Origin of the sequence: Methylobacterium oryzae, from assembly GCF_021398735.1 — a bacterium.
Lineage (GTDB): Bacteria > Pseudomonadota > Alphaproteobacteria > Rhizobiales > Beijerinckiaceae > Methylobacterium.
Genome location: NZ_CP090349.1, coordinates 4900124 through 4919357, shown reverse-complemented (window position 1 = coordinate 4919357; position 19234 = coordinate 4900124). Strand labels below are relative to the sequence as shown.

At 69.1% G+C, this 19234-nt stretch carries 15 protein-coding genes; 1 reads left to right on the top strand and 14 read right to left on the bottom strand.

Annotated elements, in window-relative coordinates:
• Nucleotides 1–11: 11 nt before the first annotated feature.
• The 10 genes from LXM90_RS23570 to LXM90_RS23525 form a co-directional block, all read right to left on the bottom strand.
• Nucleotides 12–3260, bottom strand: a complete 3249-nt coding sequence (locus LXM90_RS23570; RefSeq protein ID WP_234081124.1) for a hypothetical protein — start codon at nt 3258–3260, stop codon at nt 12–14.
• A gap of 3 nt (nt 3261–3263) precedes the next feature.
• Nucleotides 3264–5000: a hypothetical protein gene (locus LXM90_RS23565; protein WP_234081123.1), complete on the bottom strand. Its 1737-nt coding sequence runs from the start codon at nt 4998–5000 to the stop codon at nt 3264–3266.
• Nucleotides 5001–5009: 9 nt separating this feature from the next.
• Nucleotides 5010–6296, bottom strand: coding sequence for a hypothetical protein (locus LXM90_RS23560; RefSeq protein WP_234081122.1), 1287 nt, complete (start codon nt 6294–6296; stop codon nt 5010–5012).
• 1 nt (nt 6297) lies between these two features.
• Entirely contained in the window at nt 6298–6720 is a 423-nt protein-coding gene (locus LXM90_RS23555) for a hypothetical protein (RefSeq protein ID WP_234081121.1), read from the bottom strand.
• On the bottom strand, nt 6720–7025 hold the full coding sequence (locus LXM90_RS23550; protein WP_234081120.1) for a hypothetical protein: 306 nt from the start codon (nt 7023–7025) through the stop codon (nt 6720–6722). The genes LXM90_RS23555 and LXM90_RS23550 overlap by 1 nt, the downstream gene beginning before the upstream one ends.
• A complete protein-coding gene (locus LXM90_RS23545) occupies nt 7022–8536 on the bottom strand; it encodes a hypothetical protein (protein ID WP_234081119.1) in 1515 nt (504 codons plus the stop codon). The genes LXM90_RS23550 and LXM90_RS23545 overlap by 4 nt, the downstream gene beginning before the upstream one ends.
• 1 nt (nt 8537) lies before the next feature.
• Entirely contained in the window at nt 8538–9191 is a 654-nt protein-coding gene (locus LXM90_RS23540; protein ID WP_234081118.1) for a phage adaptor protein, read from the bottom strand.
• A gap of 7 nt (nt 9192–9198) precedes the next feature.
• Entirely contained in the window at nt 9199–9837 is a 639-nt protein-coding gene (locus LXM90_RS23535; RefSeq protein WP_234081117.1) for a hypothetical protein, read from the bottom strand.
• 93 nt (nt 9838–9930) lie between these two features.
• Entirely contained in the window at nt 9931–10323 is a 393-nt protein-coding gene (locus LXM90_RS23530; protein WP_234081116.1) for a hypothetical protein, read from the bottom strand.
• Between the two features lie 94 nt (nt 10324–10417).
• Nucleotides 10418–11515, bottom strand: coding sequence for a N4-gp56 family major capsid protein (locus LXM90_RS23525; protein WP_234081115.1), 1098 nt, complete (start codon nt 11513–11515; stop codon nt 10418–10420).
• 551 nt (nt 11516–12066) lie between these two features.
• Here LXM90_RS23525 and LXM90_RS23520 point away from each other — a divergent pair.
• Entirely contained in the window at nt 12067–14418 is a 2352-nt protein-coding gene (locus LXM90_RS23520) for an EAL domain-containing protein (protein ID WP_234083050.1), read from the top strand.
• Between the two features lie 52 nt (nt 14419–14470).
• On the opposite strand, the gene LXM90_RS23515 is transcribed toward LXM90_RS23520, so the two are convergent.
• From LXM90_RS23515 to LXM90_RS23500, 4 genes are read right to left on the bottom strand one after another with little or no spacing between them, the layout of a single operon-like run.
• Nucleotides 14471–15481, bottom strand: coding sequence for a hypothetical protein (locus tag LXM90_RS23515; RefSeq protein ID WP_234081114.1), 1011 nt, complete (start codon nt 15479–15481; stop codon nt 14471–14473).
• Nucleotides 15482–15540: 59 nt separating this feature from the next.
• Nucleotides 15541–17499, bottom strand: coding sequence for a portal protein (locus tag LXM90_RS23510; RefSeq protein WP_234081113.1), 1959 nt, complete (start codon nt 17497–17499; stop codon nt 15541–15543).
• Nucleotides 17496–18818 carry a PBSX family phage terminase large subunit gene (locus LXM90_RS23505; RefSeq protein ID WP_234081112.1) on the bottom strand — a complete coding sequence of 441 codons (1323 nt, stop codon included), beginning with the start codon at nt 18816–18818 and terminating at the stop codon, nt 17496–17498. Before LXM90_RS23505 ends, LXM90_RS23510 begins: the two co-directional genes overlap by 4 nt.
• Nucleotides 18808–19098: a DUF5681 domain-containing protein gene (locus LXM90_RS23500; RefSeq protein ID WP_234081111.1), complete on the bottom strand. Its 291-nt coding sequence runs from the start codon at nt 19096–19098 to the stop codon at nt 18808–18810. Before LXM90_RS23500 ends, LXM90_RS23505 begins: the two co-directional genes overlap by 11 nt.
• Between the last annotated feature and the right edge of the window lie 136 nt (nt 19099–19234).

The window sequence follows — 19234 nt, the reverse complement described above, 5'->3', positions numbered from 1 at the left end:
TGAAGCGGCTTCTACCGCGCCGCCGCTGACTGCCTGAGCAGACCGGATCCGCCATTCGCGAGCGTCAGGAGCCGATGGGTGAACATCTCCGCGTTCTTGCTGCCCGGCGCCGACTTCGCCAGCGCCCGGAGATCCGGCACAGCCTGCGGATCGGTGAAGATGCGGGCGATGGCGGCGTTGTTCAGGTCTCGAGACCGCTCGCCGAGAGCGTTGGCAGCAGCCCTGCGGACGCCGACCAAACCGCCCGCCGCCGCGCCGAACGGCCCAGCGGCCGTTCCGCCCGCCACCGCACCGGTCACGGCGTCCGAGATCGCCGCCGCGACCGGGGTCCCGTTCTTGAGACGCTCCTGGATGGCGGCGTTGAAGGCCGTGTCGCTGCCCTTGTTCGGGCGATAGCCGGTCGCCTCCAGGGTGGTGAGCATCTTGTCGAGCGCCATCCATCGGGTCTCGCCCTCCGGCAGGGCGCGCATCACGGCTTCGAGGTTGTGCCGCTGCTGGGCGTTGCCCCGGACCGCGGACGCGAAGCCCGCGCCGCCATACTGCGAGGCGAGGCCCTTGGTCTGCTGTGTCGCTTCGTTGAACACGGTCTCGAGATAGGTCCGCGACAGCTCGCGTGCTTGCTGCGGGCGATTGGCCGCCAGCGCCTGCATGGCGGCAGCCACCTCGGTGTGACTGCCCGGTGCCGGGTTCGGGTTGAACAGCGTCCGCACGGCGTTGCCGACATCGGGCGATCGCGCGAGTTGGCCTAGCGGAGAGGCCTCGACCCGCGCGAGTCCCTCGCGGGCCAGCACGATGTTCGAGAGCCGGTCGCGAGCGCCCGGGAGCTGATCCAGGACGTCGGCATGCTTGCGCATCGCGGTGCGCATCGCCTCAGACGACAGGTTGCCGCCTGCGCCGGCTGCACGGTCTAGGACCTGGGTCGTCACATACCGTTCCAGAGCCTCGCGCGAGAGCGGAGCAGGCTGGGCGAGCAGCTCGCGGGCGGCGGTCGCGCCCGTGAAGGTGCCGGGCACCTGTTCGGCCGGCATCCGGAACGGCCCGTCGCCGGCCGGCGTCTCGAACCGATCCGTGGCGCGCCCGAGCGGCGCGTTCGGCCGGGTGTAGGGCTCGAGCGGCACGGAATGGCGCGCGAACACCTCGTCGGCCGCCACCACCTCGGGCACGTCCTTGAGCCCGCGGTCGATGCCCTGGCGCGCGATCGTCAGGTCGCGGGCCTTCGTGCCATCCCCGATCTCGATGGCGGACCGTACATCCTGGTCGAGCCGCTCGCGGGCGCGAAGATTGCCCGCCACGGTCATGTCGACCTGCCCGTCCGGGTTCGCCCCCTCGAACAGGTTGCGGCGCGCGGCCTGGAGGCCGGAGCGCACATCGCCCTTCGCGGTCTGCAGCAGGCCGTCGATCGCGGCGATGCCGGGCTGCGGGTTCACCTGCCCGAACCGCACATCCGGGATCTGCTCCTGGATGGTCGTCGACTTCACGAGGGGCGCGGGCGGCTCGCGCATCGCACCGACGACGGCCTCGAAGGCGTCGAGCGGGTCGGCGTGCTGGCCGCGCACCAGAGAGCCAATCACCCGGTCGCGGACGTCCGGGTGAAGTGTGCTCGCGTCGATGCCGACCCTGCCGAGGTCCTCGCGGAGGCGGCTGTTCGCGAGGGACACCGCCTGGCTGTAATCGTCGGCGAGCTGGCCTGCCGTCGGCGCGCCGCCCGCGCCCCGGCTCGTGCCGAGCGGGTACGACGGGAAGCCGCGCTGCTCGTTCTGAAGCTTGCGCAGGAGCTCGGACGAGATGTCCCGCGCCATGCCGCCGTCGGCGTCGGGCCGGAAGTACCCCTCCTCGATCAGCCGCTCGCGCCAGAAGTCGTCGATCCCCTTGCCGGTCGGGCGGGCGACGTTGCCCTGCCCGGGGATGTTAAACCGGTGCAGATCGGTCGCGGCGACATCGCCATCGAGCCGGATGCCGCCGTTGCGCGCGATGAAGCGCGCGAGGCTCTCGGGCCCCGCGGCGGCGGCCTCGGCATCCGGACGCACGAAGGCCTCCAGCGGGCGCGGCGCAACATCCGTGAACTGCGGGCGCGAGTAGGCCTGCGGCGTCACGATGGGGTCGCCGGGCCGCTCGACGGTGATCATCCGCTCGATACCGGCGCGCTCCGGAGCGTTGCGCGCGGCCTCGTACAGCGGGTCGCTCGCCGTCTTCCGCGTCGCCTCGAGGCCACCACGGATCCCGGAGAGTTCGCCCTGGATCGTCTGGCCGGCCTGCTCGGGCGTGACCCGGGGACCGGCCGCCGTGCGCGCCGCCGAGAAGGCCATCCCCTCCGGGGTCTGCGAGACGCCGGCGCGGGCGGCTTCCTGGATCTGCGGGCCGAGTGCGGAGGGCGCCTCGGGCATCGGGGCGAGACGCTCGAGGGCCTCACGACCCACGTTGTCGATCGCGGCCGGGCGCGCCGCGTAGAACTCGCTCATGACGCGGCCGCCATCGCCGCCGGAATTGGCCACTACCCGGGCGAGCTGCGACGCGCGCACCGCGCGGCCGCCGGTCGCGGCGTTCAGCGCCTCGTCGAGGGACAGCGGCACACCGCCGCCAGGGAGATCCCGCGCCTGCCGGATCAGATGCTGCGCGGCTTCCAGGTCCTTCTCGTCGAGACCTTCCAGCGCCTCGCGCACGACACCCTGGCCGCGACCGCCACCGGTGACGGCAGAAACCACCTTGCCGGCGAGACGGCCAGCCGCAGGGCCAGCCGCGCCGAGACCCGCGCCGAGACCCGCGCCGAACTCAATGGCGCCGAGATCACCGCCTGAACGGACCACAGCATCGGCGCCACCCAGCGCCGCGCCGGAGAAGCCAGATGCCAGCATCCGCGCCGGAAGCGCCGCTCCCGACGCGCCGAACGCAGCGGGAGCTGCCGCGACCAGAGGAGCCGTCCCGAGCACGCCGCCGAGGATCTCACCGGCACCGCTGGCATAGGGATGCTCGGACGCGGTGCGCTGCCCGAAGTCCTCGACCGCCTTCAGCTCGTCGCTGTACCGGCTGTCGTTCTTCAGCGCGCGGACGCCCGCCGCCACCCGGTTCAGCCCGCCGAGCAGGTACGGGCCGACGACGGGAACGCCGTCGACCAGCCCGCGGCCGACCGCGGCGGTGGCATCGCCCGGCAGACCGGCCGCCGGGGCGTCGTCCTCGACGAGCGTCCCCGAGAACCGCGGTCCGGCCGGTGCCGGCGCCGCATCATCCTCGACGAGCGTGCCGCTGAAGCGGGGTCCGGCCATGGATCAGTTCTTCCGGTAGCGGCGGCCGTCGGCGGGGTCGACGTACATCGCCCCCTTCGGCAGAGCATCGAAATCGGCCTGGGAGCGCGGGGCAGCGATGCCGCCGGGACCATTCGCCCCGGTGGCGCCGTCGGACCGCTGCGTCGCCGATGCCTGCGCGGCCGGGAACAGCGGGTTGGCCGCAGCGTACTCCTCGAGCTTCTGGTCGAAGCCGGAGTCGAGACGGCCGCCGTTCGCCGCGGCGTAGTCCCGACCGAGCTTTGCCACCGCCTGCTGCCGCTGCGCGAGCGAGCGGGCGATCGCGATGAGTTCGAGGTTGCCGGCTTGGCTCTGGGCCAGGGTCGGCGCGGTGCGGCCGATATAGTCGCGGTCCGTGTTCGAGATGCCGGGCCCGAGCGAGCCGCCCAGGCCGTCGAGCACGACCTTGTTGGAGAGCGCGTCGAAGACCTCGGTGGGCTTGGTGTAGTTCGCGTCCTTCACGCCCATCGCGACGAGGAACTGATTGGCGCGCTTCACCGTCTCGGCGCCCGTGCCGGAGTAGAAGTTCGGGCTGCGGGCAGCCTGCTCCATGAGGGCGAGGCTGTTGAGGGTGTTGCCGGCGTTCCGGCCCTTGGTGGCGAGGTCGACCTGATAGTCGCCGTACGCCTTGCCCACAGTCGCGTCCTGCGCCTTCTCGGCCCCCATGTTGATGGTGGTGCCGGTCGCGTTGATGGGGCTGATCTTGCCGTTGGCGTCCTTCTGGTAGGAGCCGGCGGGCAGGCCGAGCGCCACCCGGTCGGCCTCCGAGACCGGGGTGACGGTTTTGTCGTCCTTCGCCTGCAGCGCGACCGTCTCCTGGCCGGTCCGCTCGTTGCGGTTCCAGCGGTTGCCGTCCGCGTCGGTGTACTGCTTGTACAGCTCCGCCGGCGGCAGGACGCCCTTGAACAGCTCGTTCATGAAGGCGGGATTGCCGCCCAGGGTGAGGGCCTGATCCGGGCTGATGCCGGGGATCTTGCTCGTGACGTACTGGGCGTTGCCGGTGAGCTGGCGCTGCTCCTGTGCATCCTTCCGGACCTTCAGGCCGAACTCGGCCCGGGCGAGATCGGAGGCGGCGCGCTTCCCTTCGTTGTCCTGGTAGGCCTTCAGCCCGGCCGCGGCACCGCGACCGAACCCGGGCGTCGACATGAGGCCGATCCCGAGCGAGGTCAGCAGATCGCCACCCCCGTTTGCGTTGAGATTTCGCAGTCCGTCGCCGATCCGGTTCAGGAACGACGGCTCCGCTGCGGGAGAGGGCGGCACGGTCGTAGCAGGGGCGTTCGTCGACCCGGTCGTCACCGGTGCGGCGGGCGCCGGCAGACTGCCAAAAATCAGCGGGCGCGCGGGCGTGGCCGGCGCCTCATCATCACCACGCGGCGCGGCCGACGCGCTGACCGGCAGAGCGGGCGCGCGCGAGCCGACGAGGCTCGGCAGCGGCGACCGATCCGGCTTTGCGGCCACAGGCGCCGACATCTGCGGCGGCAGCGAGCCGAACATGCGCAGCGGCGCGCGGGCCGGCGCTTCCGGCTCGGAACCGGGGACGGACGCCGCAGCGACGGGCGGCTGCATCGTCGGCGCCGTCGGCGGGACGAACCCGGTGAAGCCCGGCGGGATGGCGGCCGGAACGTCGTCGGCCCCGACATCCACCTGCGGCCGCGCCTGCTGCATCAGGCGGGTGATGTCGGCCGGGGAGAGGGCGCCGAACGGCATGAGACCTGCGGACACGAGGCGCTCCTACTTGCCCATGAACTTCGAGGCGGTGCCGGCGATGGCCAGCCCGCCGCCGAGCAGCTGCTGGAGCACGCCCGGCTGCGGGATCTTCTGCACCGACGTGCCGCTCGAGGAGCCGCCCAGGCCGGCGATCGGGTTCACGAGGCCGCTGTAGAGGCCGAGCTGGCGCCAGGGGGCGCTCTGCTGCTCGTCGAAGACCTGCTGAGCGGCGTCGAGTTGGCCTTGCCGGTCGGCATCGAGCGCCGCACCGACACCGGCCAGGGTCAGGCCGGGCCGCTGCAGGTTGTCGATGTTCGTCCCGACCATGCCGAGGCCCTGGAGCGCCGCGGCGCGGTCCGCCTGGGCCGCCGACAGCTTCATGCCGGCGGTCTGGATCCCGTTCTGGATGTTCTGGCCGTCGACGCCGGCCAGCGCGGTCGCGCCCCCGAGCGCAGTCGTGTTCGTCGAGTTGTAGAGGCCGGCGCCGGACAGGGCGATGTTGGCGTTGGCCTGCTCGGCGTTGTTGATCGACCCATAGAGCCCCTGCTGGAGGCTGGTGCGGGCGTTGCGCGAGCTGTCGATCGCCGTGGCCGCCTGCGCCTGCCGCGTGCGCTCGTTATCGTAGTCGGTGTACCGCGCCTGCGTGGCGATCCCGCCGAGGGTGTCGGCGATCGTCGCCGCGTACCGGCCCGAGCCGCTGCGGCCCGCCGCGCCCATCTTCTGCGCGATCGTCGAGGCGGCCTCGCCCTGGCTCCGGCCGATCACCGCGTCGAGGTACGGGTTGGCCCCGCCCAGGAACTTGCCGTCGGCGGCATCCTGGAGGGACTTCTCCGTCTGCGTCTGGCCCTTCAGGCCGTCGAGCAGGCCCGTGTAGCCCGAGGTCGAGAGGTTGTAGTCCCCGTTCGTGAGCTTGCGCGCGGTCGAGTAGGCGAGGTTGTTTGGGTCCGCCATCTGGTCGGCGAGCGACGAGATGCGCGACGTGTCGATCTTGCCGATGCTGTCGAGGCCGGCGAGCGCGGACTGGATGCCCGACGTGGTGCCGCCGTTCGACAGCAGGCCGGTCAGGTAGCTGTCGCCGGCCTTGGCCGCGCCCTGGCCCGCGCTGGCGCTGCCGGCGATGCTGTTCAGCGCCTCGAGCGAGACATCCCCGAGACCCGCGTAGCGCTCGCCGCCGTAGACCTGCGAGCCGACGCCGGAATTGTACGCCGCGGTCGAGCCGTTGATGATGCCCTGGAGCGCGGGCTGCGCAGGCGCCCACGGCTCCTGCGTCGAGCTGGTGTTCGTGGTCTGCGTCTTGGCCTTGCCGCTCATCTCAGGCCCCGATGTGCTTCGTGAAGTGGATGCCGGAGGCGCAGGGCGCGGCGGTGTAATCCGGCAGCACGCGGGCCCAGCCGCGGCGGCCGATGAACTGGACGGACGAGCAGCCGAGCCGGGCGGCGCCGCGCTCGACGGCGGCGATTACCGCACCCCACGGGCCGGCCGCGCGGCCGCCGAGCGACAGCACCCAGCACGCCATCTCACCGTCGCGGCGGCGACAGACCTGCGTCACGCCCGCCGCCACGAACAGGTCGCCGTCGAAGATCCCGACGAGCTGCGCCTCGCCGACCGCCGCCATCGCCAGCAGCGCGGGGGCGGTGGCATCGCACCCGGGCCGCGCGCAGGCGGCGGCCAGACATGCCTCGATGCGCTCGGCGAGGTCGGGCGCGAGCGGCATCGACAGGGGCTGGAGGTGCATCAGGCCCGGCGCATCTCGTAACGGAAGGTCCGGTCCGTGGCCGCGTCGAGGTTGTGCCCGACGGTGAAGCTGCGGCGGTCGGCCGAGATCAGCCACACCGTCGCCTTCGAGGCGGATTCCGTGATCGGCACCCAGCGGGGCAGGGCGCCCGAGCCGCCGTTCTCGCAGGGCACCGTCGTGCGCGAGACACCGTTGGCGAGGGTGAAGGTGTCGGCCGAGATCGCGTTGGTGGCGCCGCGGGCCAGCTCGCCGATCGCGCGGGCGAACAGCGACAGGTCCTTCTCGTTCTGGCCGGGGACGTTCATCGCGCGCCCTCCGCGGTGGCGTCCGGCTCGATCGCCGAGACGTAGGACCAGGTCGTGCCCGCCGGGATGCGCACGCGGGCGCGGTGATAGCGGCCCGAGGCGCGGGTCGGCGCGATCCGCTCCACCGTCGGCGCCGTCTCCGGCAGCCAGCGCACCGGAGAGGAGGCCGCGAGGCTCTCGCGCACGCCGATGGCCACGCGCCAGTCGTCGGCATCCGTGTCGAGGCGGGCGCCGCGCAGGAACGAGCGGTTCGGCCGCGCCAGCATCGCGTCGGGGGTCTGCACCGTCGCCTCGAGCGCCGGGCCGTCGAGGAGGGCGAGCCGGTTGTCGGTGGTCATCACCGCGAGCAGCGTGGCGCCGCCCTGGTAGATCGGATCGTCGAGCGAGGGCTGGCCCGGATCGTCGACCGAGCCCTCGATGGAGTCGACCGAGACGTCGGGCGTGGCTGCGGACAGGCCGAAGCGGAACGGCACGTTGAGGAACGACCAGCGGTCGAGGAGCCAGTCGTACAGGAGCGCCTCGCCGAGCAGCGACGGGTCGGCGGCGTCCGTGCCGGCGAGCCGGTAGGCGAACAGGATCCGCTCGCCGGTCGGGTCGCGGAACGCCACCGTCATGCCGACGCGCTCGGGGTCGACCCGGCCGAAGAAGAACCGGTTGACCCGCTCGGCGCCGATCGGCTGCGACGGGCCGCCGCCGATCACCAGGGCGTAGAACCCGTCCCGGTCGAGGAAGAAGATGCGCGGGCCGACCTTGGCGATGCACCAGGGCGCCACCGCGCCGCGGTTCTCCTCCAGCACCGAGCAGTCGAAGATGTTGCCGGAGTCGGGGCTCAGCGTCATGCGCCGGATCGCCCGCTCCTGGAAGATTACGCCGTACTCGCCGCCGGCGAACCCGGTCACGGCGCCACCGTCGGGGAGCAGTTGCTCGTCGGCCTCGTGCTGGGCCAGGCCGAGACCCCATTTCTCGATATCGCCGCTGTCCGACCAGCGCACCGTCTGTGGCGAGTCGGGCAGGCCGGCCAGCACCAGGAAGTCACCCACGACGCCCATGTGCCGGGCGCGCGGGGGCTTATCCACGCCGTCCGTATTCCCGCCGAGGTCCGCGAACGGCTGGGAACCGGCCTGCAGGACATCGATGGTGGCCTTCTGGATCCGGGTGCCGGCCGAGCAGGCCAGCAGCAGGGTGCCGTAGACCACGAAGGACCAGTAGTCCCCGGGCGGGACGCTGTAGGGCGTGGTCGGGTTCGTCACCTCGTGCCACGCCTGATCCGTCGTCTTGTAGACGAACAGGCCGGTGCTGGTCCCCGCGACGTAGATCGGGAAATTGTAGGTCGGCGAGAACACCGCGATGGCGCCGCGGCACTCCGCCGGCAGCGCGAGCGACAGCGGCACGGGCGCCAGGACCGGGCCGTAGCCGTCCGAGCGCGGTACGACGTTCGTGGCGACCGCCGAGACCGAGGCGTCGACCGAGGCCGTGTCGGGCGCGTACGGCGCCAGCTTGATCGGGTTCATGCTACTCGGGCCGCGCCACGGCCTGGGCGGAGGCCTGCAACTCCGCCGGGCGGCCGGTGCGCTTGGCGACCTTCGCGGTGTCCGCCTTGATCCCGAGCGCGTTCAGCACCGAGAGCATCAGCCCGGTATGCGCCTGTACGGCGGCCGGATCCTTCTGGAACAGGTAGGCCTCCGCCAGAACCGCGTAGAGGTAAGCGTCCGGCGCCTTGGCCAGCAGCCAGTTCGAGGGCGCGGCATCGGTCAGCGCCGGGATCGCGGCATAGTAGGCCAGCGTCACTGCGCCGGGCTTCTCCGGCACCATGCGCACCTTGCCGGCGCGGATCGTGAAGTACTGCGGGTCGCCGCCGGGGCGGTGCCGGAAGCGCGCCTCCGGGCTGTCGGCCTCCGCGAAGGTCGGGCGCGCCGTCCGGCCCGATCCGGCCCAAGAGACGGCCAGCCACTCGATGAAGTCGGCCGGCAGGGGCATCACGGCGACCGGCGCCGCGGCGGTGCCGAGGGTCGCCTCCGCCTCCATCTCGCGCGCGCGCAGGATCGCGTTGAAGTGGCTCTCTGCGAGCGCGATGAAGCCCGGCACCGCGTCCGCGAGGTCGGGGCGGGCGATGTAGTCCAGGACGGCGGCCTGAAGGCTCGCCAGATCGGTGATCGGTGCGGCCACGGCTGCCTCAGAGATAGTAGGCCTGCACCTGGCCGGTGGAGGCGATGACGTTGGAGCGGCCGCGCAGGGCGCTCAGCTCCTCGGCGACGATCTCGGCCTGATCCCGCGCCATCGCCGGGCTGCGCAGGACGTTGCGGGCGAGGTGCCGCTTCGCGTAGGCCGCGATCAGGCTGGAGGCCTCGTCGGTCCAGGCGTTGGCGTCGTCGAGCGCCGGGGCCGGCAGCCGGACATGCGCCATGAGGCGGACCGTCCACGCGTCCGACGGCATCGGCCACAGCCGGATGGACCGGTCGAAGTACGAGTAGGCGCACGGCCGCGACTGGCTGGTGGGCTCGTCGCCCTTCTCGATCCAGGCCTCGTCGACGCGCTGCAGGACAGTCGGGGTCTCCCCGTCGAGCATGACGACACTGTCGATCGCCATCAGGTCGGGGATCGCACCCGCATCGCCGGCCGAGTAGACGTCCGACCCGGCGATAGTCTGGAACGTCACGTAGCCCTCGTTGAAGAAGAAGCGGTCCGGCTGGAAGAACCGGATCGCTCGGTCAACGGCGGTCGCGATCTGCGGGCCAAGGTCCGCGCGCTCGATGTCGTCCGCGATCTCCGCGTACAGATCGGCGAGCGTCGGCCGCCCGTCCTGTGTCGGCATCGGGCACCGTCTCCGTCTTCGAGGGCGACGGCGGGGCGCTGGGCTCCGCCGCCAGGACTGCCGCGCCGAGGTGCAGCAGCATCCACGCCGACATCAGGCGTCGTTGTCCGGGGCGTAGTGCAGGACGAGGGTGGCCACGCCCGCTGCCGGGCCACCGGCGATGGTGCCGTAGACGGGGGTATCGGCGGCGAGGCGGCCCTTCAGGGTCGCGGTGTCGACGCGCTTCACGCCGGCCGCGGTGACGGCGGTGTCGGCCGCGGCGGCGAGGTCGTTGCCGCCGGCGGAGGTGCCGAGCGTGAGGGAGGCGCCGGCCGTGAAGGCGGTCTCTACCAGCACGAGCAGCGAGGTGATGAGCGCGCCGGCCGGCAGCGAGGCCGGCATGACGAAAGCGCCGTTGGCGAAGTTCACGGTCTTGCGGATGGTGTGCGAGACCTGCTCGCGCAGCTCGCGCGCGGGCGGCTGCACCGGGGTGACGTTGGTGGGCACGGTGGCCTCCGGGTTCGGGACAGGCAGGGAGGAGCGGCGGGCCGGAGCGCGAGGCCCCGGCCCGGGTCAGCCGTCAGGCTGGATGGGCGGCCGATCAGGCGTCGACGGGCTTGGCGTAGGTCGGGATCACGATCGTGCCGAAGTCGTCGCCGTTGAAGGTCGTCTTCTTCAGGCCCCAGATCGCCCAGGCCGAGACCTCGAGATTGCGCTTGTGGTCGAGCAGCTCCTCGTTCCAGCGGTACCGGGTGTCGCCGCCGGCCTTGCCGTAGGCGATGGTCGCCGCCTGGGCGCCGAGCAGCACCGCGCGCCGGGTCAGCGGCACAGCGGACATGCCGTCGGGCGAGACGCCCGCCGTGACGTCCTGCGCCTCGCGGAGCACGACGCCGTTGTACTCGCCGAGCGCGCCCGAGAAGATCGGGCTCTTGCTCGACTGCATGCCGGCCATCGCGGCCTTCTGGATGTCGAGCCACTGGCCGGCGCCGGTGTTGGTGCGCAGCGACGTGACCTGCTCGGAGGCGAGGTACAGCACGTAGAGCTTGCGCCCGCCGACCACGACCGGGCGGATCATGACCTTGCGGTTCTTGCCGCCGGTCTTGGCGAGCTCGACCGCCTTGTCGATCAGGTCGAGGGTGAAGCCGTCCGCGTTGGTCAGGGCGGCGTCGTCGGCCCGGCCATTCGGGCGGAAGATGCGGCCTGCCGTCGCCGCGGTGACGACGTTGTTGGCGGTGAACTTCTTGGCGCCGTTGAGCTGGTTGGCCGGGGTGAAGCCGCAGACGTGGTTGAAGAAGCACACCGTGCGGCGGGTCTGGAACCAGTCGGCGATGCCGGCGCGGGCGGTCTCGCGCAGATTGAACGGCACGCGCTGCTGGTCGATCGTGTTCTCCGACTTCACGCCGACGACCTCGCCGAGCTCGTCGATGGTGACCTTGTCGGAGTTGACGCCGATCTGCTCGCCGTTGCCCTCGGCCACGTCGGACGAGGAGAAGCCCGGACCGCGGAGCTGCATGCGCAGGCCGAAGGTGACTTGGTCGCCGTTGCCCTTCTTGGTCTCGGTCTTCTCCTGGATCACGGCGTCGTCGCCGGTGCCGATCAGGGGATCGATGTCGATGGACTTGTTGGCTTCGGCTGCGAGCTTCTTGCTCCACAGCTTGACGGCCATCGGGTCGTTCTGCCCGAACGCGGTGTAGGACATGGGGGTGCCTCTGAAGGCTGGATTCCGTGGGGGAGGGTTCGTGCGGGCCGTGCGTCGGCACGCGGACGGAAGCCGGGCCCCAGAGTGACCGTTGGGGACGGGGTCGGACGGGCGCCGTGCGTGGCGCGGACGAAGGCACTGACGCGGCCGGGCGGATCCTGGCGTGGATCAGACGAACGACCGGACACGCGCGAGCGCCCCGCCTTGCAGCAGGGTGCGGCACGGGACCGGACGGAACTCGGGAAGGCGCCGAGACGGGGCAGGGCCCGCACGTCTCGCGACGGATAGTCCTTTGCGCGGGTTCGCCCGTCGGGTCAACCCGGAAACGCCGTTGCGCTTTAAACGGGGCCCCCCAACGACCCATGAATGCGGGCCGTTGCATCCACCACCTGAACCGCCTCACCTAAACTTGTTCGATAGCGCAGACGTATGGCTACGATCATGATATTGCAATTAGTAGTTGCGAAGATCGCCCCGAGTTTATCATCTGAGATAAGTCGTTCACTACGATAGTTTAGACGGAAAAAATCTTTGTTGTGCACAATCTCATTATGCACCTGCCGTCCTCATTTCTACTCGACAATCAGGCCGCTGGCTTTGTGTTGGCGGCGATTGCCATATGCTATCTAAGCGCGTGGTTGCTCGTACACTTCGTCCATCAGGCTGAGACCGCGACGAAGGTCGATAGAAAATGGTGGATGGTGGGGACAGCTGTAGTCGCGGGGACAGGGGTGTGGACCACCCACTTCGTCGCTATGCTCGGGTACCGTACTGATCTCCTCCTGAATTACGATACTACTAGAACCCTCTGCTCCGCACTAGTGGCGATCGTCGCGGTGGGTGGCCCATTGGCTCTATCAACGCAATGTTCACGAGCGTGGACGAGTGCAGCAGCCGCAGCGATATCCGGCTTGGGTATCGCAGCCATGCATCTCATTGGCATGGCTGCGTTGAAGGATTGCGCTCAGACGCAGTCGGCCGGTCTCAATGTCATTGCTTGCCTGATTGGCGCAGTTTTTATGGCGACTGCTCAAATTATGGCGCGACGCGCCTATAAGCCACTGGTCACCGTTTCCCTCATAGTTGCGGCTGTCTGTGGGACGCACTTCGTTTCCATTGCCGGCACGAAGCTCGTTGGCGCATCGTCTGACCAGTTGCTCCCAATCATGCAGCTGCAACTCGGTATTCTTGCCGCGACGGGAGCGGCTACGCTGCTATTCGGCACTCTTCTTGCCCTAGTAGTTGCGAGACGTTTTGAAGGACAAGAGGCCGCGCACGCCCGCATTCTCACAACCACCCTTCAGAATATGTCCAATGGCATTCTGAAGATTTCTGGGACTGAGATAATCGAACTATACAATGAAAAATTGCGCTCCATGCTCATGCTACCCCCTGGAAATCTTGTCCGCGGCATGACTTTGACACAGTTTTTAGAGCTTACTGGCCGTGCCAATGGCTGGGACCAGCACCGAACTGAGCGCGTGCTTGCAAATCATCGAGCTTGGATGGCGCGAAGTACAGAAACACAGGTGGAGCATATATTTGAAGACGGACGCATTCTTTCCATTGTATGCCAGCCAATCGATGGCGGCGCGGTATTGACTTTCGATGATATCTCTCAAGAAAAAAGAGCCCAACAGGAAATCCTTCATCTCGCTTACCATGACCCTCTTACAGGGCTCGCCAACCGCCGATCGCTCATCGAATATATGGAATTGCTGTATTCCAAAGAGAAACAGTTTGACCTGCTACTGATCGATCTTGATCGCTTCAAAGCTGTCAATGACACCTTCGGCCATGGTATCGGCGATCGCCTGCTCGTTGAAGTCGCAGAACGACTGCGCTCACAAATCGGTGAGACAGGCTTCGTGGCACGGCTTGGCGGCGACGAAATGGCGGTGATCACCCAATTGGGCATCGAATCGGTGAACCGCTTAGCGGAAAATATTATTATCGAAGTCGAAAAACCATACGATCTAAATGATATCACTGTTGTCATAGGCTGCAGCATTGGCTTGAGTGGAAACGAAGATCAGTCAAGCCCTGAAGAGCTGATGCAGCGTGCCGACATCGCTCTATACGAAGCGAAGCGACACGGACGCGGTCGCGCGGCTCGCTATGCATCGGGCATGATGGAGGCCGTTGCTGAGCGGCATGCCTTGGAGCACGACCTTCGTCTTGCTTTGACCGAGCAGCAATTTCATCTTGCCTATCAGCCCATCATGTCGCTCGCTGATGACAATATTGTCGGCTATGAAGCACTCATTCGGTGGCAGCACCCGACGCGAGGTTTCGTCTCGCCGGCTAGCTTCATTCCACTGGCGGAAGAGACTGGTCTCATCGTGCCGATTGGGGCGTGGGTGTTGACTGAAGCCTGCCGCCAAGCAGCACTTTGGCACGCCCATCAGCATGTCGCCGTGAACGTATCGGCCATACAGTTCCGTTCCCCGATGCTTCTGGCTCACATCACGTCGGCGCTCGCAGAAAGCGGCTTGCCCCCACACCGATTGGAAATCGAACTGACGGAGACAGCGTTAGTCGAGGATGGCCGCCAGATCGTTCACACCCTCTCAGCCCTGCGCCGGCTCGGTTTGAAGATCGCGATGGACGACTTCGGGACAGGATATTCCTCACTGGCTCATCTTCGCGATTTGCCGCTGGACCGGATCAAAATTGACCGTAGTTTCGTCGCGGCAGCGCTTGGTGACAATCACTGCATGGCGGTGGTCAAGGCGATCACCCAAATGGCTCGCGACATGAATATCCGAACTATAGCTGAGGGTGTCGAAGAAGCGGACCAACTAAAATTTCTTAGGCGCTTCGGCTGCGATGCGGTTCAGGGCTACTTGATCGGTCGCCCTGAACGTCTAACAACTTCGCAGCCGCCTGCTATGGCAATTTGACCACCGAATGGTTGGCGGCCCTGCTCAACAAGGACCGATACTCTCGACTGGATCAGCCGCCCATGAGAGCGCGGACGCGGGCCGGGTTCGCGGTCATCAGCTTCTCGAAGTCGGCCTCGGACATGCTGGACAGCGTCTCCAGCGTGATCTCACCGGCGGGCTGACCACCGGCGGCCGAGAGCGAGCGGCCCGGGCCGGCCTGTCCGGCGGCGGCGCGCGCGGCCTTCTCGGCGGCGGTCTCCTGCGGGGCGGGGGCCGGGGCGGGCTCCGGCGCCTTCGGGGCGAACCCGCGCGTCTTGGCGAGCGCGGCGATCAGGGCCGCCGGCGATTGGCCACGCTGGCGGGCCGTCTGGGCGAGGTTGAACTCCTCATCGCGCACCGCCTCGATCGCGTCCTTCCGGTCCATGCCGAACAGGGTCAGCTCGGCCACGCGGCCGGCGAACAGGTGCTCGTAGGCGTCCGCGACCGACGCATCGGCCTGGATCGCGGTCCGGAGGTCCTGCTGGTAGAACCCGATCACCTCATTCCGCTCGTCGTTGGCGCGGCGGGTCTCCTCGGCCTGCTTCTGGCTCTCGGTGAGTTGAGTCTGCCCCGTGCGCAGCGCCTCGATCTGCTGCTCCAGGTGCTTCGCATAGCCGAAGATGTCCTCGGCCGGGTCCGGCACCTTCACCGGCTCCGGGGCGGGCTGGGCAGGCGTCGCCGGACGCTGCATCGCCTCGGACAGGATGCGCAGGCGCTCGTCGCCGCGGGCGAAGCGCTCGCGCAGCTCGTCGCGCTCCTTTTCGACCGCCTTCCGACGCTCGCGCTCCTCGTGCAAGGCGCCGTGCGGGACGAACTTGCCCTTCTCGTCGCGCGGCTGCGCCTCGGGGGCAGCCGCGGGCTCGGCGGTCTCGGGATCGGCCGCGGGCGGCTCGGCAGCAGCCGGAGCGGGCTCGGCGGCCGGAGGGGTCAGACCATCGGAGGCGAGCGTCTCGTCGCCGCGCTCGTAGGCCTCGAAGGCAGCCTGCTCCTCGGGCGTGAAGGCGTCTTCGCCGCCGCCGATGGCGAGGTCGGTATCGGTCATGTGGTCCTCGTGACGTGAAGGGGACGAAAGCCGGCGTGCGCCGCCGGCGGGCGAAGGGGTCAGGCGGCGGCTTCCGCGGCCTGGGCTGCGGCCTCGGGCGCCGTGAGGAGCTGGGCGAGCTGCACCGCGGCCGAAGCGTGATCCTGGTGGGTGAGCGCCTGCTCGCGCCCGGCCTTGGCGTTCTTCAGGTTCGCGCCGGCCGTCATGTCCTGGATCTTGGCGACAGCCGACTGCACGGCGAGCGCCTTCTGCTGCTCCTGCTCCGGTGTGTCGGCGGACTGGGCGAGCAGGTCGCGCATCTTGGCCACGAACGAGGCCGGGAACGGCGAGTACGGCAGGATCTCGAGCAGGACCTGCGGGGTGATCATGTCCTTGATGATCGGCAGGACGCTGGTGAAGGTCTGCCACACGATCTGCTGCTGGTTCGGCGAGGCCGGGGCATCGTCGATCACCACGTCGAAATCGCCCATCGTCTGGTCGCGGATGAGGGGCACGACCTTGGCGCCTTCGTCGCCCACGATCCGGATCAGGCGGCCGTCCGAGAGGTAGCTCTGGATGAAGAACAGGCGCACCCGGCCGATGTGCTTCCGGGCCCGACGCAGCGAGTCGAACAGCGTCGCCAGGATCGTCATGGCGGCTTGCTTGCGCTGGTACTCCAGCACGCCGGCCTGGTCGTTCTGCTTCTGGCCGAGGAGCTCCAGGTTCACGCCCGACGTGTCGCGGATGGAGCCGATCGCGAACTCCATGAGCTGCCAGTGGCCCGACGGCAGGACCGGCAGCGGCTTCTCCTTCATGCGCGCCGACATCAGGGCGCCGTCCGAGACCCACGACACCGCGCCGGGCTTGGCGATGCTGGCCTCGAAGGCGCGCTGGTCGGGGACGGCGCCCTTCTCCATGATCCAGCCGCCCTTGGACTGGCGGTTGAGCATGTCGAGGGTCTGGGACAGCCACTTGTTGGCGAAGCGCTGCGGATCGCGCATCGGCCGCACGATGCCGAACCACGTGCCCTTGTTGTGGTCGCGGTCACCGGTCAGGCAGGCGTAGGAGAACTGGTCGCCGGCCGGGGCAGGGCCCTCGTCCAGCACCACGGCGCCGAGGAAGGCGCGGCGGTAGACCCGCTTCATCCGGTGAAACACCTTCACCGGCATGCCGAGCATCTCGGCGCGGCGGGTGAGGATGGCGGCCTGCTTCGGCTCCATCTCCTGGGGCTCGCCGGTCGCGGGGTCGATCACCAGCGCGACGCGGGCGCGCTCCCACCACTGGCACTCGACGATCGTCACGCGCGAGGACGAGGCGTCGGCATCCTGGCCCGGGCGGTCGATGCGGCGCTCGCCGGGCTGGATCTCGCGGTGCTCGCCGTCACCGTCACGATCCTCGGCCCAGGCGGCGTCGAGGAGCGCAGGGTCGACCTCGGGGAAGAGCGCCTCGGCCTCGGCTCGGTCCATCGTCTTCGCGCGGAACAGGCGGCGGGCGTCGGCGAGGTTCCGCTTCCGCGCGGCCGCGTCCCAGATCATCTCCAGCGCGTTGATCCGGTCCTCGACATAGGCGCCGTCCGGGTTGGTTTCATAGTCGAGACGCATCTCGACCCAGCCCATGCCGCAGATCGCGCAGTCGACGAACGCGTCGGATTCCTCGTCCTCCGCTTCGGCCTCGTCCGCGAGGTAGCGGGAGGCCTCGGTGAGCAGCTCGTTCTTGGCCGCGTCGCCGATTTCGCGGGGCAGGTACTGGATGTCCTGCCGGCTGTTTACCTCGGAGCCGGCCACCGCCTTGATGACGGGCAGGATCCGGTTGAACGTCACCGGCGGCCGGCCCTGCTGGCGCAGCACGGCCTCATCCTCAGTGCTCCACTGGCGGCCGGCCACGAAGTCGAAGTCCTCGCGCGCATCCTCGCGCCACTTCGCGGAGGCCTCCCGATCGGTGCGGTACTGGCCGCGCAGGCGGCGGAAGAGCGCCTCGCGGTCGAGCCCAGCCTGATCCACCGCCTCGCCGTCGATGGCGGGCGCGTCCGTGTCCGTCATGCCGCCCAACCTGATCCTGATGTCGATTCCTCCGCCTCGCGGCGGCGCCGGCGCGCGGAGACGTCGTTCGGACCATCCGGGGGCGGATCGTCCTCACGGGGCTCGGCGATGCCGATGGCGAAGTACCGGAAGGCGTCGGCTGCGTGGCTCGCCCAGTCGTGCAAAGGCGCTTTGGAGAAGGCCTGCGTGTTCGGGTCGACGTCGAACCGGTAGTTTCGGAGCGCCTGGAGCCCGTCGGCGCAGGCCTCCTCGTCGAACCAGCACCGCGCGAAGATCTTGCGGGCCGCGTCGATGCCGGCGGCGACCGTCAGGCGGGGCGTGATCCGGACACGGTGCCCGGCCGCCCACATCTGCTGCTCGATCGTGCGCTCGGAGGCGAGCAGCTCGTTGCGGGCATCGTGCGGAAGCCAGTGCTCGCCGTAGACGTAGCCCTTCCCGCCCTGCTCGACCGGGAGCGCCCGCTCCTTCAGCACCTCGAGGTAGTGGCCGAGCGCGTGGCCGCGGTTCTCGTAGAAGTCGATCAGCCGGAACTCGAAGCCGACAATCTGGGCGAACCAGATGCTGGTCTTGTCGGCCCGGCCCAGGTCCCAGAAGGTGTGAACCGGCTTCGTCGGGTCGTACGGGACCTTGGTGAACCGTTTGGCGGTCGTCGCCGCCAGGATCTCGTTCGCGTAGATCGCGCCGTCGAGCACGGCCTTGCAGTTGCCGCCCCAGACCGTCTCGTAGGCGACCGGGTCGCGCTCCTTCAGGTCCAACGCCTCCTGCCGGAGCACGTCGGGGAACCAGGGATTGTCCTCCCAGCCGATCTTTACGACCCGCGCGCCGGTCGGCGGCTTCTTCACGAAGCGCTGGTAGGTCTCGTCCTCCTCCAGCTCGGTGTTGAAGCTGATCCAGATCTCCGAGCCTTCCTTGCGGATGGTCGGGATCAGCACGTCCCAGGACGTCTTCGAGACGGTGCGGGCTTCTTCAACCCACGCGATATCGACGCCCTCAGTCGACTTCACCGAGGCGACGTTGTGCCGGAGCCCCTTGAAGATGAACTCGGTGCCGTTCCGGCCGAGGATCCGCTTCTCTTGGACCTCGTAAAGGCCATCGAGCCCGAGGAGGTCGATCTGCTGCGCGAACAGCGCGTGCGCCGATTCCGCGATGCTGTTCTGGAACTCGCGCGCGCAGAGCACCCGGAGCGGCCGCTGCGCGCCCATGATGAGGAGCGCCCGGCCGAACCCCCACGACTTCGCCCCGCCGCGGCCGCCATAGGCGACCTTGTAGCGGGCCGGCTCGAACAGGAAGGCGAGCTTCTCCGGGAACTCAACCTGCATCGGGCGGCTGCCCGGGCCGGATGAAGGTGACCGTCATGCCGGTCGGGATCGCACCGCCCTCGCCATCGCCGTCGATGGGCTGGGTCGGCTTGCCGTAGCCGCGATCCAGGATGGCGTTGGCGGCCGCCACCCGCGCGGCCTCGCTCTCACCGGCGGTCGCGATGTCGATGAGGACTTGCAGAGCTGTCTCGGTATGCGCGCGGGCGAGGTCGCGCACCTTGGCCGACGCTTTTGGGCGGCCGCCAGGGTTGCCGGACTGGCCGGGCTGGAACTGGCTCATGGGCCTGTTTCGTGCCTGATCTCAGGTCCGCCGCAGCAAGACGCTGCCTGCGCGGGGCGGTCGAACACCCACACCCAGGCCCAGCCCGCGACGAGCACCAGGAGGATGCCGGCGACGTGCCGGAAGCCGACGATTC

Coding starts and splice junctions, on each gene's coding strand:
- LXM90_RS23570 (WP_234081124.1), bottom strand. CDS start 3,260: ATGGCCGGACCCCGCTTCAGCGGCACGCTCGTCGAGGATGATGCGGCG.
- LXM90_RS23560 (WP_234081122.1), bottom strand. CDS start 6,296: ATGAGCGGCAAGGCCAAGACGCAGACCACGAACACCAGCTCGACGCAG.
- LXM90_RS23555 (WP_234081121.1), bottom strand. CDS start 6,720: ATGCACCTCCAGCCCCTGTCGATGCCGCTCGCGCCCGACCTCGCCGAG.
- LXM90_RS23550 (WP_234081120.1), bottom strand. CDS start 7,025: ATGAACGTCCCCGGCCAGAACGAGAAGGACCTGTCGCTGTTCGCCCGC.
- LXM90_RS23545 (WP_234081119.1), bottom strand. CDS start 8,536: ATGAACCCGATCAAGCTGGCGCCGTACGCGCCCGACACGGCCTCGGTC.
- LXM90_RS23535 (WP_234081117.1), bottom strand. CDS start 9,837: ATGCCGACACAGGACGGGCGGCCGACGCTCGCCGATCTGTACGCGGAG.
- LXM90_RS23525 (WP_234081115.1), bottom strand. CDS start 11,515: ATGTCCTACACCGCGTTCGGGCAGAACGACCCGATGGCCGTCAAGCTG.
- LXM90_RS23520 (WP_234083050.1), top strand. CDS start 12,067: ATGCACCTGCCGTCCTCATTTCTACTCGACAATCAGGCCGCTGGCTTT.
- LXM90_RS23515 (WP_234081114.1), bottom strand. CDS start 15,481: ATGACCGATACCGACCTCGCCATCGGCGGCGGCGAAGACGCCTTCACG.
- LXM90_RS23510 (WP_234081113.1), bottom strand. CDS start 17,499: ATGACGGACACGGACGCGCCCGCCATCGACGGCGAGGCGGTGGATCAG.
- LXM90_RS23505 (WP_234081112.1), bottom strand. CDS start 18,818: ATGCAGGTTGAGTTCCCGGAGAAGCTCGCCTTCCTGTTCGAGCCGGCC.
- LXM90_RS23500 (WP_234081111.1), bottom strand. CDS start 19,098: ATGAGCCAGTTCCAGCCCGGCCAGTCCGGCAACCCTGGCGGCCGCCCA.